This is a genomic window from Selenomonas sp. oral taxon 126, from assembly GCF_001683335.1.
Classification (GTDB): domain Bacteria; phylum Bacillota; class Negativicutes; order Selenomonadales; family Selenomonadaceae; genus Centipeda.
This window is the reverse complement of the sequence record NZ_CP016201.1, coordinates 561447-575422: the sequence shown is the minus strand read 5'-3', so window position 1 is coordinate 575422 and position 13976 is coordinate 561447. Positions and strand designations below refer to the sequence as shown.

Annotated in this window: 15 protein-coding genes; 9 read left to right on the top strand and 6 right to left on the bottom strand. The window is 58.8% G+C overall.

The window, feature by feature from the left end:
- A partial coding sequence (locus AXF19_RS14975) for an OPT family oligopeptide transporter (RefSeq protein ID WP_237141662.1) occupies positions 1-405 on the bottom strand: 405 nt, incomplete at its 3' end.
- Positions 406-1284: 879 nt separating this feature from the next.
- Between AXF19_RS14975 and mqnE the strand changes: the two genes are divergently transcribed.
- From mqnE to AXF19_RS02395, 4 genes are all read left to right on the top strand, one after another.
- Positions 1285-2370 carry an aminofutalosine synthase MqnE gene (mqnE, locus tag AXF19_RS02410; protein ID WP_066844561.1) on the top strand — a complete coding sequence of 362 codons (1086 nt, stop codon included), beginning with the start codon at positions 1285-1287 and terminating at the stop codon, positions 2368-2370.
- A gap of 46 nt (positions 2371-2416) precedes the next feature.
- Entirely contained in the window at positions 2417-3046 is a 630-nt protein-coding gene (locus AXF19_RS02405) for an LUD domain-containing protein (RefSeq protein ID WP_066844559.1), read from the top strand.
- Between the two features lie 77 nt (positions 3047-3123).
- The gene (locus tag AXF19_RS02400; protein ID WP_066844557.1) at positions 3124-3393 is read left to right on the top strand and encodes a type II toxin-antitoxin system RelB/DinJ family antitoxin; all 270 of its coding nucleotides are present in this window, start codon (positions 3124-3126) and stop codon (positions 3391-3393) included.
- Positions 3393-3656, top strand: coding sequence for a Txe/YoeB family addiction module toxin (locus AXF19_RS02395; protein WP_066844554.1), 264 nt, complete (start codon positions 3393-3395; stop codon positions 3654-3656). The genes AXF19_RS02400 and AXF19_RS02395 overlap by 1 nt, the downstream gene beginning before the upstream one ends.
- A gap of 53 nt (positions 3657-3709) precedes the next feature.
- Here the strand turns inward: AXF19_RS02395 and AXF19_RS02390 are convergent, their stop codons facing one another.
- From AXF19_RS02390 to AXF19_RS02380, 3 genes are read right to left on the bottom strand one after another with little or no spacing between them, the layout of a single operon-like run.
- Complete coding sequence (locus tag AXF19_RS02390; protein ID WP_066844551.1) at positions 3710-6235, bottom strand: tetratricopeptide repeat protein; 2526 nt, start codon at positions 6233-6235, stop codon at positions 3710-3712.
- Between the two features lie 15 nt (positions 6236-6250).
- Positions 6251-8200, bottom strand: a complete 1950-nt coding sequence (locus AXF19_RS02385) for a suppressor of fused domain protein (RefSeq protein ID WP_066844548.1) — start codon at positions 8198-8200, stop codon at positions 6251-6253.
- A gap of 11 nt (positions 8201-8211) precedes the next feature.
- Positions 8212-9297 (bottom strand): hypothetical protein, encoded by a 1086-nt coding sequence (locus AXF19_RS02380; protein WP_066844545.1) that lies wholly within the window; start codon positions 9295-9297, stop codon positions 8212-8214.
- 225 nt (positions 9298-9522) lie between these two features.
- Between AXF19_RS02380 and AXF19_RS02375 the strand changes: the two genes are divergently transcribed.
- The 3 genes from AXF19_RS02375 to AXF19_RS02365 are packed head-to-tail and all read left to right on the top strand — an operon-like array spanning position 9523 to position 12492.
- Positions 9523-10620: a radical SAM protein gene (locus AXF19_RS02375; RefSeq protein ID WP_066844543.1), complete on the top strand. Its 1098-nt coding sequence runs from the start codon at positions 9523-9525 to the stop codon at positions 10618-10620.
- Positions 10617-11642, top strand: coding sequence for a cyclic dehypoxanthinyl futalosine synthase (mqnC, locus tag AXF19_RS02370; protein WP_066844541.1), 1026 nt, complete (start codon positions 10617-10619; stop codon positions 11640-11642). Before AXF19_RS02375 ends, mqnC begins: the two co-directional genes overlap by 4 nt.
- A 1-nt stretch (position 11643) precedes the next feature.
- Positions 11644-12492: an MTAP family purine nucleoside phosphorylase gene (locus tag AXF19_RS02365; protein WP_066844539.1), complete on the top strand. Its 849-nt coding sequence runs from the start codon at positions 11644-11646 to the stop codon at positions 12490-12492.
- 36 nt (positions 12493-12528) lie between these two features.
- Here AXF19_RS02365 and AXF19_RS02360 read toward each other — a convergent pair whose 3' ends face one another.
- Together AXF19_RS02360 and AXF19_RS02355 are read right to left on the bottom strand one after the other, a co-directional pair.
- Positions 12529-12810: a type II toxin-antitoxin system YafQ family toxin gene (locus AXF19_RS02360; RefSeq protein WP_009656465.1), complete on the bottom strand. Its 282-nt coding sequence runs from the start codon at positions 12808-12810 to the stop codon at positions 12529-12531.
- Positions 12807-13082 carry a type II toxin-antitoxin system RelB/DinJ family antitoxin gene (locus tag AXF19_RS02355; protein WP_066844536.1) on the bottom strand — a complete coding sequence of 92 codons (276 nt, stop codon included), beginning with the start codon at positions 13080-13082 and terminating at the stop codon, positions 12807-12809. Before AXF19_RS02355 ends, AXF19_RS02360 begins: the two co-directional genes overlap by 4 nt.
- A gap of 210 nt (positions 13083-13292) precedes the next feature.
- Between AXF19_RS02355 and AXF19_RS14670 the strand changes: the two genes are divergently transcribed.
- Positions 13293-13490 (top strand): hypothetical protein, encoded by a 198-nt coding sequence (locus tag AXF19_RS14670; RefSeq protein ID WP_216634961.1) that lies wholly within the window; start codon positions 13293-13295, stop codon positions 13488-13490.
- A gap of 72 nt (positions 13491-13562) precedes the next feature.
- A partial coding sequence (locus AXF19_RS14970) for a lactate/malate family dehydrogenase (RefSeq protein ID WP_442983836.1) occupies positions 13563-13976 on the top strand: 414 nt, incomplete at its 3' end.

Sequence of the window (13976 nt, the reverse complement as noted above, 5' to 3'; positions counted from 1 at the left end):
GTGCACAACCATTGCGCGGCGCAGGGGGAGCGTGAAGAGCACGCCCAGACAGCCGCCGCACGCGGAGACCACGAGCGTCTGCCAGAACTCGAAGCCCTGCCAGTAGCCGATCATGAGCATACCCGGGATGATGAAGATGATGGCGGACAGCGTTCCCGCTGCCGACGCCTGCGTCTGCACCATGTTGTTCTCGAGGATGTTTGCGTCCTTCGCCATCTTGAGCACTGCCATCGAGATGACCGCCGCAGGAATTGCGGAGGAGAACGTCAGACCGACCTTGAGGCCGAGGTAGACGTTCGAGGCAGTGAAGATGATCGTGAGGATCGCGCCGAGCAGCATGCCGCGCACGGTCAGCTCAGGGAGTCTGAGCTCGTGCTGCATGAACTCGTTCTGGGAATCTTTCATGCGATAACCACCTATCCTTTTCTTCACTAAATGGAAAAATAACAACAGTATTATAGCATAGAAATCCGGAATGTAAAATTACAGATTCTTATGTATACAGAAAATTGGTGAAAAAAATAGATTGTGTTATGCAAATACGCGCAAAATAAAACCGCCGACAGGCTTTCTCGTCACCTGTCGACGGTCATGAGGAAAATACGGGAAGTGATAGGTAACTCTCTTGCATCCAAACGATCTTTGCTTCATTCCTCTCCGCAGCTAGCATACGGTGGGGAACTTTCCTCCAAAACGCTGAAAAACAAAACGCTGAGAAACTACCTCGACATACAGTGGCGCACGCTCCACGACTCCACTCGTGGGAAAACGATCTCTGCTGTGCGTCCTGTACGCCCCTGCGCCCGTCCTCTGCGGGCTGCCGCATCCTCCTGCCGCACCTTCGCTCGGCATCTGTCTCCCGTCACGTACCGGGATCCAATGCACCTGTGCGGACAACCCTGCGGCCACTCAATGACCCATCGGAATCTCCTCCCAGTCCGTCGGGGAACTCCGGCCGTGCCGGCTCCGCTCAGCCGGCGAAGCTGCACCGCCGTAATCCCTCTCCAACAACCGTCGGTCAACACTGTGGAAACTCCGGAGAACTCTGCCCATATGTTTACGGATCATACGGACGCTGCCTGTCCTGAATCAGGCTGCTGCGAATCCTCCTTAACTGTCTTTAGTATAGTCAAAAATCAGAAAATTGTCAATACCGTATCGAGAAAAACTTTGTTTTTGCACATCAATGTGCGGTGAAGCTTTTGTCACTGAGGGAAGGCAGGAGTTTCGGCGGTGTGCGTCGAACTTTCAACCGAATATAGCTATTTTTAGGAGAGAAACAGATTGCACAGCGAATATTTGGATATAGAGAGAAAAATTGAGCGCGGCGAGCGGCTGACGCGGGAGGATGGGCTGCGTCTCTTTGCGTGTCATGACATCGCGTGGATCGGCGCGCTTGCCGACCGCGTGCGGCGCGAGAAATGCGGCGATATCGTCTACTACAACGTGAATTGTCATGTGAACCTCACGAATATCTGCCTCGCACACTGCAAGTTCTGCGCATTCGGGCGGGATGCGGAGGATGCGGGCGCGTACGAGATGAGTGTGGAGGATGCGGTGGCGCACGTCGCGGATGCGATGCGCGATCCGCATCTCGCGGGGCTGCACGTCGTGAGCGGGCTGCATCCGGACTGGACATTTGGCGACTATCTCGGGCGGCTGCGCGCCCTGCACGAGGCGTTTCCTGAGCTCTATCTGAAGGGGTTTACGGGCGTGGAGATCACCCATTTTGCAAAGAGTTCGGGGCTCTCGGTGCGTGACGTGCTCCTGCGCCTCAAGGAGGCGGGGCTTCAGTCCATTGCAGGCGGCGGCGCGGAGATCCTGACCGACCGCGTGCGCGAGGAACTCTGTCCGAACAAGGCGACGGCAGACGAGTGGCTGGAGACGCACCGCACGGCGCACGAACTCGGCATCAAGACGAATGCGTCGATGCTCTACGGACACATCGAGACGCACGAGGAGCGCGTGGAGCATATGATGCGTCTGCGCGATTTGCAGGATGAGACGGGCGGCTTTCAGACGTTCATCCCGTTCCCGTTCCTGCCGTCGAATACGGAGCTGGGACGGACGGTGCGGCAGACGACGATGTGGGACGATCTCCGCACGATTGCGATTTCGCGGCTCATGCTCGACAATTTCCAAAATATCAAGGCGTATTGGGTCATGCTGACTGTACCCGTGGCGCAGGTCGCGCTGTGCTTCGGTGCGAACGACATCGATGGCACGGTGCACAAGGAGACAATCCTGCACGACGCCGGAGCGAAGAGTCCGCGCGCCCTCTCGGAGGATCACATCATCCGCGTCATCCGCGAGATCGGGCGTACGCCTGCCGCGTGTGACAGCAATTTTAACATCATCGAGACGTATTGAGAGGGAGCGGGGTCGCTGCGGGGCATTCACCGTCAGAGGAGGAGCTATGTCAGCATACGAGGAGCGCATTGTGCGCACGCTCGAGGCGTTCCGCCGGAATCGCTATGATGTCGCGCGCTTCGCCGAGCGTACGGCGGCGGCGGATTACCTCGCGCGCGAGATTCGCGGCAAGCGCGTCGGCTTCGGCGACTCCGAGACGCTGCGTGCCCTCTCCCTCTACGAGCGCCTGAGTGAGCACAACGAGGTCATCGACCCGCCGCGTGCGGGACATGTGGGCGGCATCGAGGCGTTTCTCGCGGCAGGGCGTGAGGCTCTGATGACGGATATATTCGTGCTCTCGGCGAACGCCATCACCGAGCATGGGCAGATCCTCAACATGGACGGCGCGGGCAATCGCGTCGCAGGTTCGCTCTTCGGACACGAAAAGACCTACTTCGTCGTCGGCATCAACAAACTCGTCCCCGACATCGAGGCGGGGATTGCGCGCATCCACGAGATAGCCGCCCCGCGCAACGCACACCGCAAGGCCAAGAAGACGCCCTGCGCGAAGGACGGTACGCGCTGCTACGACTGTGCGGCGCTTGAGCGCATCTGCAACGCCCTCACGATTCACTACAAGAAGATGAGCTATCGCCCGATGGAACTGGTGCTGATCGAGGAGGAATTGGGGCTGTAAACGTAAAGTGATTGATGGAAAATGATTGATATTTTCTTGCATATCTGATATGATGTAAAGCGAAAGAGGTGATTGTAATGGCACAGGCAATGGTGAATTTTCGGATGGATGCTGATCTCAAGAGTGCGATGGAGGAAACCTGCCGCAAGATGGGGCTGACGTTGACTTCCGCATTTACAATGTTCGCGGCTAAGGTGACGCAGGATCGCCGCATCCCGTTCGAGGTCACAGCAGAACCGGATCCGTTCTACAGCGAGGAGAATATGGCGCGTCTTCGCGCGGCGATTGCGGATGTTGAGGCAGGGCGCAGTACGCTGAAACCGCATGAGCTCATTGAGGTCGACTAATGGAGAAAGTATGGCAGGATGAGGCGTGGGAATCTTATCTGTACTGGCAGACGCAGGATAAGAAGACGCTGAAAAAGATCAACCGGCTCATTCAGGATATTGACCGCAACGGATACCAATGCCAGGGACAGCCGGAACCACTCAAGGGCGAACTCTCCGGCTTTTGGAGTGTTCGTATTGATGAGAAGAATCGTCTGGTTTTTCGTATCAAGGATAGGCGATTCGAGATATGGCAGTGCGGCTCGCACTATCGGAACAAGTAAATAATGACATCAAAAAAGGAGGCGTGCGCCTCCTTTTTTGTATGCAGTAAATTCTACTCCTCATCCCTCGGATTCCCGTCCTCGTCCAAGGGAATGTAGACACGCTTCTCCTCCCACGGATACCGATATTCGAGCGTGACCTGATTGTCCAGCTCGAAATGCACGGCGGAAAGTGTGCCTGTGCCCGCTTCGTCCGTGCGGCTCGCCCAGCGCCCGTCGTCGAGGCGCTCTTTCTGCGTACGCAGCCATGCAGGATCGCGCTTTGAGAGCCCCGCCTCGTTCATGCGGAAGACGAGCTGCACCTGCGTGTCGCCGACGGGATACCGGAATGTGCAGAACGGCGCATTCTTTTCGTAGTCCTGCGGGTCGGGGCGGAAGAGCTGGCGGAAATAGGCAAGCCCCGCTTCGTTCACGCGAATGCACGCGATGACGCGCTGCTTTTCGTACATATCCTCCGTCGCATCTACGGTTGGGTGCGGTGCGAGCTCCTCTCCCTCAGCCGTCGCCTCCTGCAGCTCGCGGTCAAAGTCGGGATCGATCCAGTGGTAGCACATCTCCTCAATCGTTGCGCCTGCATGAATCTCACGCTCGAGCGTGAGGAATTCATGATCGTCCGGCACGAGCGCAAGCCCCTTTGCCACAGCATCGAGTGCACCATCACGGTCGCCGAAATGCGCGCGCAGCTTGCCGAGCTCCAGATAGATCCACGGATAGTCCGGCTCCTCACGTGCACCCTGCTCGGCATAGTGCAGCGCATCCTCAAGACGTCCGCAGTACATGAGTGCGACGGCATAGCGGTAGTAGTATGTGCCGCAGCCGTGCGCATTCGCCTCTGCCGCTGCCAGATACTTCGTCGTGCGATAGTAATACTCGTAGGCATCAATGTTGTTGCACGCGTACGCATACCAGAGCGCGATGTCCAGATCGGCGTATGCCTCCTCGCGCGTGAAGTTTCCCTTGATGACGCCGCTCTTGATGTAGCCGTCGAGATAGTTCAGCATCTTGTAGAAATAGCCGCTCGAACCCTCGTCCATCGCTTCGAGCTTTCGGATCGCCGCAGGGGAGAGTAGGGAGGCTTTTGCGGCGGCGGGGCTTTCCTGCTCCGCGTCGTTCTTCTCTTCTGTGCGGTCGAGCAGGTAGATGGGATTCGTGTCCCGTCGGAACGAGTGGAACGCCGCCCACGGCAGCGTCGTCTCCGTGAGAAAATGAGCCGCCGCATCCAACACCGCCCGCAAGTCCCATGCAATAAAGTCCAGATAGCCGCAACCCGTGCCCGTCGCACCGCCGAGGAAGCTCACAGCATCCTCTCCTGCCGTCTCCGTGATCGCTTCCATGAGCGTATCGCGAAAATCAAGGAGCTCCTCGGATTTCCCGTGCAGATCCTCCGGCAGCGGATAGGCGATGAAGCCCGCCGCAATTCCGTCCGCATGATACATATTCACAAGTGCCGCATCGTTTTCCATATAGGCACTGAGGAGGGAGGGCAGACGCGTACTGCCCGTGTAGACATCGAGCCGCCAGTCCGTTTCGGCAGATGTATCCGGGTCGCGCTCGTAGGCGAGATAGGAGTGTTCAAGATAGTCCTCTGCGTCGCTGTCGAGGGAAAATCCCGCCTCCGAGAGAGCCCTTGGAAGGCAGTCGAGCGTAATCGAAGGCTCTTCCTTCGGCGTATCAATGATCTCGAAATCATGGATGAGGCGAATGGCGGCAATCTCGCCGAGTGCCTGATCGACGATCGTGGAGAGCATCCACCATGTGCGATCCTCGTCTTCCCGCAGGAGAGGAAGGAGTTTTTCGCAGTAAAGTGTGAGGGCGATCCCCGCTCCCTCCTGTGCGAACCAGACGGTGACATCCTCCATCGCTACAGTGCAGTCGCCCCTGCGCAGGGCAAAACCAAGAGAGGCTGTGCGCCCAACGTGGATGTCCCAGTGCTCCCGCACGGAGGCAGGGGCGAGGCGTGCGAAATAGACGAGCGGAAAGAGCTTTGCGCGCATGCCCTCGGGCGTGAGGATCAGCTCATATTTCGCGCCGCCCTTTCCAAGCTCGAATGAGACATCATCAAAGGCGATGCGCAGGACGGCGTCGCACCTCTCGATGAGCTCTTCGCCGCAGTCCTCATCACTGTCCATCAGCGCACGCAGTCCCGCCTCTGCCTGCGCAAAGGCTGCCCATGCCTCCTGTACGCGGATGCGGAATGGGCGCTGAACGAGCGGCAGGGAGAGCATCTTGCGGCAGCTCTCGATCATGCGCTCCGTATCCGCATCGCCCGGGAGCGCGGCAAGCGCCTCCTCGAAATGGGGGAGGGCGCAGTCCTCGCGGTCGAGGTAGTAGTAGGCGTAGCCCATGCGGAAGTTCCAGATATGATCGCCCTTGAAGTAGTCCGCATGCGGCGTGAGGAGGGCGATCGCCTTTTCAAAATACGCACGGTCATCGACACTTGCCGCATTGTTGTAGGCACGCGCCAGCTCGCTGTCGAGCTCAGGCGTGCGCTCTGCGGCGGGGAGTGCCTCGAGCTCTGCGATGATCTTCTGATATTCTTCGTTCTCGTGCCAGCATTGGCACTGTTCGAGTAGTGTCATTCGATTGCTCCTGTCTTAATCCCACCAGAAATACCACACATTCGACGCGTTCAATTTCTTCGCCAATCTGCTGACGGTCGGAATCCCCTGCTCGATGATGTCGGCGCAGAACGCATACTGCTCCTTGGCGAGTTCTCGCGCGCTCTCCTCGGACACAGGCGCGGGCACGCTGTACTCAAGCGTATCGTAAGTGAGGACGGCGGGAGCGGCATCGTGCTGCTCGTGCCAGTATTTCGACACCGCCATCAGGGTCTCGGTGTCGGGGCAGTCGTTCCACCCGCCGAACGGCAGATAGGCGAACACCTCCCACGGATTCTTTACGGGAATCTTGGCGAGAATCATCGGGTGCGTTTTCTGCGTCTCGTAGTCCCAATAGCTGATAAAACGGTTGGCGGGATGCTCCTCTTCATCGGACGTTTCCGCGCGGTTCTGTTCAAAACGCTCGCCGAGCCGCTCCGTCAGCACCGCCTTGCCGTCCCCGATGGAGTGTGCAAGCATTTTTTCGCGGTACGCTGCCACGGCTTCGGCATCGAAGTCATAGTCTTCGAACGCGCCCTTTTCCGCCTCCGCGTTCATCGTCAGAATCTCCCACAGTGTATCGCTCGGCACGATGAGTACGGGGACATAGCCGTCGCACACGCTGCGGCGCACGGCATAGCTGTACGCCGCCATGATCGGATCGTCGTCCACCATCGGCGGGAAGTACATCAGGGAGCAGTCTGCCCTGCCGCAGTTCAGATACTGCATGATCGCCAAAGCAACGCTGCTTGGCGTCTCATCCTCGTTTTCCTTCCGTTCGTCGCAGTTCCGCTTCCACGCCTCCCACCGCTGCGTGATGACTGCCGCCATCGCCGCATAGTAGTCCTCATCGAACGGGACGAAGAGATATGCCTCGTCGTCGAACTCCTCCGAGAAGTACTGCTCTCTGCCGAAGTACGCCAGGGCATGATTGTCGATGTCCGAGGGGAAGGAGGGGGCATCGCCATCGTAGTAATACTGCGCGAATGTCTCGCCATCCCCGCCAAAGAAACCGCGCATCAGAATCCCGTTCAACTCATCGCGGATAAAGGGACGCAGATCCGTCTCTGACGGATGCTCACGCACGGCACGGATGGTTGCCGCGTACTGCCTGCAGAACCAGTCTGCCATCAGCTCATGCTCGATGCAGTAGCGCAGATAGATCGCGAGATGGTTGTACGCTGTGATCTCGTCCACGGGCAGTTTCTTTTCGCGCAGCGTATCGAGGTGCCACTGTGCATCGTCCATCACGAGATCGGCGAAGTCCTCGGGCGCAAGTGCGCTGCGCCGCTCCGGATCAATCACAAAGCTCACGTGACGTTCGGCGAGACGGTCGAGCAGGGCATCTGCGTTATGTTCCAGTTTATATTTGAGTTCGTCCTTGTGGAGCGGGATGATCTGATAAAAATTGACCTCATCCCCATTGGGCAGAACACAGACATTGCTGCCGCCCTTTTTGACCTGACCGCTGACAATCAGGGTGGCGGAGAGCGCGGTATTCTCCGCGTAGGGGGCTCGGGCGTCAATCGTGTGGCCCCAGCCGAGCCATGTTCTGTTCTCGATTGGCAGACGTGCGAGATTCTTCAGCAGGTGGATCGGCCAGTAATGCTCCTCGGCACTCTCATGGATGTTCCAGTCGCACGGCAGGGCAATCGCAAGCTCGGCACGCTCAAGTTTGTGCTCCGCAAGATCAGCGGGCACGTTCATCCGATGTGCCCCCATTCCGAGGGTGACGAGCATATAGTAGTTGCGCTCCTCGGTCGGGTCGATGATGCAGATGTCCAGATGGATGTCGGGCGAGACGATCTCGTGAAAGACGTGTCCGTATGCGCCGAAGTTTGCTTCGATGTGGCTCTCGACGGCATCCAGTTCTTCCTCGGTATAGACCTCTGTGGGCATTGGGGCTTTCTTTTTATGCGCAGAGTCATTTCTGCCAATTTTTTTCATCGTGGAACTCCTTATGTTTGTTGATGCTGCATGGAGACAATCTGACAGTCGGGGCAGAACTCGATGTAGAGCGAGCCCTCCATGTAGTCCGTCAGCGCCTCCCAATGAATCTGCATGAGGTACTTCATCGGCTGTCCGCAGTCGGGGCACGTCGTGTATTCCCAGTCCTGCCACCAGAGCGCAAAGCCGCCGAGCGTGCAGGTGTCCTCGAAGCGTGCGCCGTAGAACAACGGTACGGGTGTCTCGCCGAGGATGAGATTGTTTTCAAAAATCGCGGCAAGTGCCTCATCGACATAAATGCTGTCGTCTGCCTCTCCGTAAGAAAGTACCTCGCTGCCGCCATCGAGCGTATAGCGGCTCAGCATCGGCTCCGCATACGAAACGCAGTTCGGACAGCAGGTCGCCGTGAGAATGCCGTCGATGCCGAGGAAGTGCAGGCGTTCATCCCGCCCGTTGAGGACGAGCATATCCGCCATGCGGCAGCCGCAGTGCGGGCAGTTCTCCTCCCGTGGGCGGGCAATGCGGACGGGCGAGCGGGCAAGCTCCTCCTCCGATGCGGCGTGCACCAGCGTATAGCAGGTGTCAAAGTTCAGCGTGCGGCGCTGCCCCTCTGCGTCGAACGTCCAGCCGCCGCACTGCGCATAGACGGCGGGATCAACGTGCAGATTCCCGCGCCACGGGCGCGGCGCACGTTCGAGGGCGAGGAGTGCTGCAAGGGATTGGTCGTCTCCCTGCATACCGAGGCACATCATGAGCAGATTCGCCTCGCGTGCGTCCTCCGTCTCCATCAGTGCCGCGATCAGTCCGTCCCGCACATCCGCCGGCGCGTGATAGTAGACTGCCGAGGGCCAGAAGGAACGCGCCGCGAGTGCCGCGCGCGGAATCTCCGGCGCGAGGCGTCCGCGACAGCAGAGCAGGTACCAGAAATCATCGGGAACATCCTCGATCTGCGCGATGATTTCCTGCTCCTTTGCCGCGATCTCCTCGGGCGTCCATGCGAGTGCTGCACGGCGGTTCGCCGCCGTCCTGCACCGCCAGCAGAGTCCTTTGTAGCCGAGTCCCGTGCCGCAGCCGGGACATTGGTGGGGAAGCGTCATGATCGGCTCCTTTCCGTGACTTCTGTTGTGGGAATATTCGTCTGTTTTATGATAGTATAGATGAATTGCGGCTTCAATAGGTCTTTTGGGTAAAGTTGAAGAGACGCACGCGTATAGCCAACAAGCGGATGCTCTCCGCACGGCTCGGATGAATACGGGTGAATTTGCAAAATCCCGCCGCATTTGGTACACTTGCGGGAGTGTTATAAGGAGACTACAAAGTACATGAGTGATCGAAAGAAAGCCCGTGCCGCCGCCGAGCGCGGGGCGCGGCTGACGAGGGAGGATGCGCTCGCCCTCTACGAGGACAACGACCTCCTCGCGCTCGCGGCGTGGGCGCGTGCCGCGAAGGAGCGTGCGAGCGGGAAGAACGTCTACTATACGGTGAACCGCCACATCAATCTCACGAATATATGCAGCGCGAACTGCCCGCTCTGCGCGTTTCAGGTGGAGCAGGGCGACGCGCGCGGCTATATTATGGAAACGGACGATGTGGCGCGCGTGCTGGAACTGGCGAAAAAAACGCCACGGCTCACGGAGATCCACATCGTGAGCGCACTGCACCCCGACCGCCCCTTCGCCTACTACGAGGGGGTTGTGCGGCAGGTGCGCGCGGCGCTTCCCCATGCGGATATCAAGGCATTCACGCCCGTGGAGGTTGTGAACTTTGCGAAGACGGAGGGGACTTCCGTCCGTGACATCTTGAGCGCGTTGCAGAAGGCGGGGCTCTCGTCCCTGCCCGGCGGTGGTGCGGAGATCCTCTCCGACCGCGTGCGTGCCGTCATCTGCCCGAACAAGGCGACGCGCGCGGAGTGGCTCGACTGTATGCGCACGGCGCACGCGCTCGGCATCCGCACGAACGCGTCCATGATGTACGGGCACATCGAGACGGTGGAGGAGCGCATCGACCACCTGCTCCTTCTGCGTGACTTGCAGGATGAGACGGGCGGCTTTCAGGCGTTCATGCTCTTTCCCTTTCATCCCGAGAACACGGCACTCGGCGCAGAGAGGAAGCTCGCGCGTGTCGGTTCGTGGGAGGATATGAAGATGCTTGCGCTCTCGCGCCTTGTGCTTGATAACATAGCGCATTTCAAGGCATTCTGGGTCATGCTGACACAGCCCATCGCGCAGCTTGCCCTCGGCTTCGGCGCGGACGATCTCGACGGCACGATCGGCGAGGAGAAAATCATCCATGCGGCGGGTGCGACCACGCAGACGGGCATCACGCGGCGCGAGCTGGACGCGATGATTCGCGAGGCGGGCTATGAGCCTGTGGAGCGCGACACATTCTATCGGCCGATTGCGGCGGGGGAGGGCGCATGAGACTATCGGAGCGGGAGGCGGCTGACCTCCTCACGAGCGGCGACCCCATCGACCTCGGACGTGCGGCGGATGCGGAGCGGCGGCGCAGGTTCGGCGACACCGTGACGTTCATCGTCGACCGCAATATCAACTACACGAATGTATGCGTGAACGAATGCCGCTTCTGCGCGTTCTACACGAAGCAGGATGCGGAGGACGCCTACCTCCTGCCGATGGAGGAAATCATCGAGAAGGTCGGCGAGACGGCAGCGGCGGGCGGAACGCAGGTCATGATACAGGGCGGCATCCACCCCGATCTGCCGCTCGCGTACTACGAGGATATGCTGCGCGCGATCCGTGACCGCTATCCCTCCATCGTGATTCACTCCTTCACGGCGACGGAGATTCTGTATTTTGCCGAAAAGGAGGGTATCACGGTTGAGGACACGCTGCGGCGTTTGCAGGATGCGGGGCTTGCGTCCCTGCCCGGCGGCGGCGCGGAGATTCTCGTTGACCGCGTGCGCAAGCTCATCGCGCCGAAGAAGATCATGACCGAGGATTGGCTGCGTGTGATGCGGACGGCGCACAAGATCGGCATGGAGTCGACGGCGACAATGGTGATCGGCTTCGGCGAGACGATGGCGGAGCGCGTGGAGCACATGGAGCATATCCGTCGTTTGCAGGAGGAGACGGGCGGCTTCCGCGCCTTCATCACGTGGACGTTCCAGCCTGGCAATACCGCGCTCGGCGGGGAAAAGACCTCGAGCTGGGACTATATGCGGACGCTCGCCGTCACGCGGCTCTATATGGACAATGTGTCCCATATCCAGGGGTCGTGGGTCACGCAGGGCGAGCGCATCGGGCAGCTGACCCTCGGCTTCGGTGCGGACGACCTCGGGAGCATCATGCTCGAGGAGAATGTCGTGCGCGCGGCGGGCACGCGATACAATATGTCCATCAAGAAGATGATCGATCTGATACGCGGTGCGGGCAGAGAGCCTGCACAGCGCGACACGCGTTACCGCGTGATACGGAGGTTCTAGCATGGCAGAGGAAAAGATACCTGCGGCGGGCTATGCCGTCATCGGCGGCTCGGGGACACTGTCGAGCGACTTCCCGCGCGCCTCGATGGCGGAGGATGTGGAGATCCTCGCGGATGGTCTGCACTTTGCAACGCCCTATGGGGAAAGCCCCGCGTTCCGCCTCTTTTCGGTGGCTGGGCGACGCGTCCTCACCTGCCGCATGCACGGCTGGCGCAGCGGCGTGACGCGCGCGGACGCCTCTCGGCAGGTGTTCTGGGTGCTGCGCGAGGCGGGCGTCACGCGCATCCTCTCCGAGGGCGGTGTGGGGACTGTGAATCCCCTGCTCGATCCGCGTGACTTCCTCATCCCCGACGACTACCTCGATCTGTCCGTACGCAAGGATGTCATGCTCGACGGACGCTATCTGCTCGTGATGCGCGACGCGCTCTGCTCGGAACTGCGCAGGACGCTCATCGCAGAGACAAAGAAACGCTATACGGGGCGTATTTTCGACAGAGGTGTTTATGCCGTCACGGACGGACGGCATTTCGAGAGCCCCGCCGAGATCGCCATGCTGCGCGGGCACGCCGACATCGTGGGGCAGAGCCTTGCGCCCGAGGTCTACCTCGCACGCGAGATCGGCGCGTGCTATGCGGGGCTGTACTTCGTCGTCAACTACGGCGAGGGCATCCGCCCGTGGTTGCACGATACGCTCACGCAGATTTTCTACGACGATGCGCCCATGATCGGCGACATTCTGCTCGCCACCATCCGCAGCGTCCCCACTGAGGAGAATGCGTGTGAATGCCGCAGTCTGCGCAAGGAGACCCTGCTCAAGGATGTCTACAACGCGGAGTCGGACAAGGGATAAAACGAAAACGCCGCCCATTATGCACGTGGGCGGCGTTTATATTTTGAACAGGTCGCTGTGTGTTCCTGTTCGCGTCAGGTAGAGGATGAGCGTGTCCTCTGAAATCTCGTAGATGAGCAGCCAGTCCGGTGCGATGTGGCACTCCCGACATCCTGTATAGTTCCCTGTCAACGCGTGATCTCTGTACTTTGGGGCGAGCACTTCGCCGCGCGCCAGCTTTTTGATAACATCGGACAATAGCTCCGTATTGTATCCGCGCTTTGCCGCACGTTTCAAGTCCTTCTGAAAACGGGAAGTTGGGCGAATCGTATATTTCATGAAAGCAGATCCTTCATCATCGCATCGACATCTGTATAGCGTTTGCCGAGGCTCGGGTCTGCCTTCATGCGGCGCACCTCGTCGAGCGCTCCCTGTGTCTCTGCGTTCGGCGAATTACCGCCGATCTCAAAGGGAATGCGGTACTCACGCACTGTCTTTCGCGCAAAAATATTGAATGCTGTCGTCATGCTCATGCCCATATCCGCACAAAATGCACTGAATTGCTCCTTCAAATCGTTATCCATGCGTATGCTTACATTCGTTTGTGACACTCCAATCAACTCCTTTTTTATAGAGTAATGCAAATTCCGTGCATTGTCAAGAAATCTCATGATGACCGAGGTGTAAGAGAAGCAACGAAATCCTCTGTATACACGATGAAATCCGTGAAAAATCCGTTGACAATCATTCCCCTCGGTGCTACTATGATGGCGCAGGGCATCCTGCGGGAACGATCCGACTGAAAAGAAGTGCAATCCATCATGAGCGAGCTGGCTTCCACACAGTTCAAGGAATCGCTGATAAAAGGAAGTCCGTCAGATTGGTGTAGATTTTTCGTCCTGTCAAGGAGGCAAACCGGACGCAGAGTGGTGCTCTGTGGAGGATCTGCCGACGAAGAGAGGGTGGAAAAGATGCGCCAAGATGATGGTGCTGAGTTTATCAGTGCTTCCTCAACATGAGTCCATAGCGTCCGAGCGCATACTATGCGTTTGGACTTTTTTGCTTTTTTGGGGGATTGGGAGGTTTTTATCATGTCAGTCAACAGGGGAAAAGTCGTCATCATCGGGACGAGCAATGTCGGCTCCGCCGTGCTCAACAAGATCGCGGATTTTCAGCTCGCATCGGAGATCGCGCTCATCGATCTCGATATGGATCGCGCGCGCGGCGAGGCACTGGATGCGAGTCATGCCATGTCCTCGCCGTACAGCACGAACATCAAGATTCATCCGGGCACATACGAGGACTGCCGCGATGCAGGCTTCATCGTCATCACGGCGGGCCCTTCGATCCTGCCCGGCGAGACGCCCGACCGTCTGAAGCTCGCGAGTACGAACACGAAGATCATGCGCTCCATCTTCTCCGAGATCGTGAAGTACACGAAGGAAGCAATGGTCATCATGATCACGAACCCGCTCGATGTCGCGACCTACGTCGTATCGACGGAG

Bases quoted from the DNA above. Each gene is read 5' to 3' on its own strand.
- AXF19_RS02405 (WP_066844559.1), top strand. From the start codon at position 2,417: ATGTCAGCATACGAGGAGCGCATTGTGCGCACGCTCGAGGCGTTCCGC.
- AXF19_RS02360 (WP_009656465.1), bottom strand. From the start codon at position 12,810: ATGAAATATACGATTCGCCCAACTTCCCGTTTTCAGAAGGACTTGAAA.
- AXF19_RS02400 (WP_066844557.1), top strand. From the start codon at position 3,124: ATGGCACAGGCAATGGTGAATTTTCGGATGGATGCTGATCTCAAGAGT.
- AXF19_RS02385 (WP_066844548.1), bottom strand. From the start codon at position 8,200: ATGAAAAAAATTGGCAGAAATGACTCTGCGCATAAAAAGAAAGCCCCA.
- AXF19_RS02395 (WP_066844554.1), top strand. From the start codon at position 3,393: ATGGAGAAAGTATGGCAGGATGAGGCGTGGGAATCTTATCTGTACTGG.
- AXF19_RS02375 (WP_066844543.1), top strand. From the start codon at position 9,523: ATGAGTGATCGAAAGAAAGCCCGTGCCGCCGCCGAGCGCGGGGCGCGG.
- AXF19_RS02390 (WP_066844551.1), bottom strand. From the start codon at position 6,235: ATGACACTACTCGAACAGTGCCAATGCTGGCACGAGAACGAAGAATAT.
- mqnC (WP_066844541.1), top strand. From the start codon at position 10,617: ATGAGACTATCGGAGCGGGAGGCGGCTGACCTCCTCACGAGCGGCGAC.
- AXF19_RS02365 (WP_066844539.1), top strand. From the start codon at position 11,644: ATGGCAGAGGAAAAGATACCTGCGGCGGGCTATGCCGTCATCGGCGGC.
- AXF19_RS02380 (WP_066844545.1), bottom strand. From the start codon at position 9,297: ATGACGCTTCCCCACCAATGTCCCGGCTGCGGCACGGGACTCGGCTAC.
- AXF19_RS14670 (WP_216634961.1), top strand. From the start codon at position 13,293: ATGAGCGAGCTGGCTTCCACACAGTTCAAGGAATCGCTGATAAAAGGA.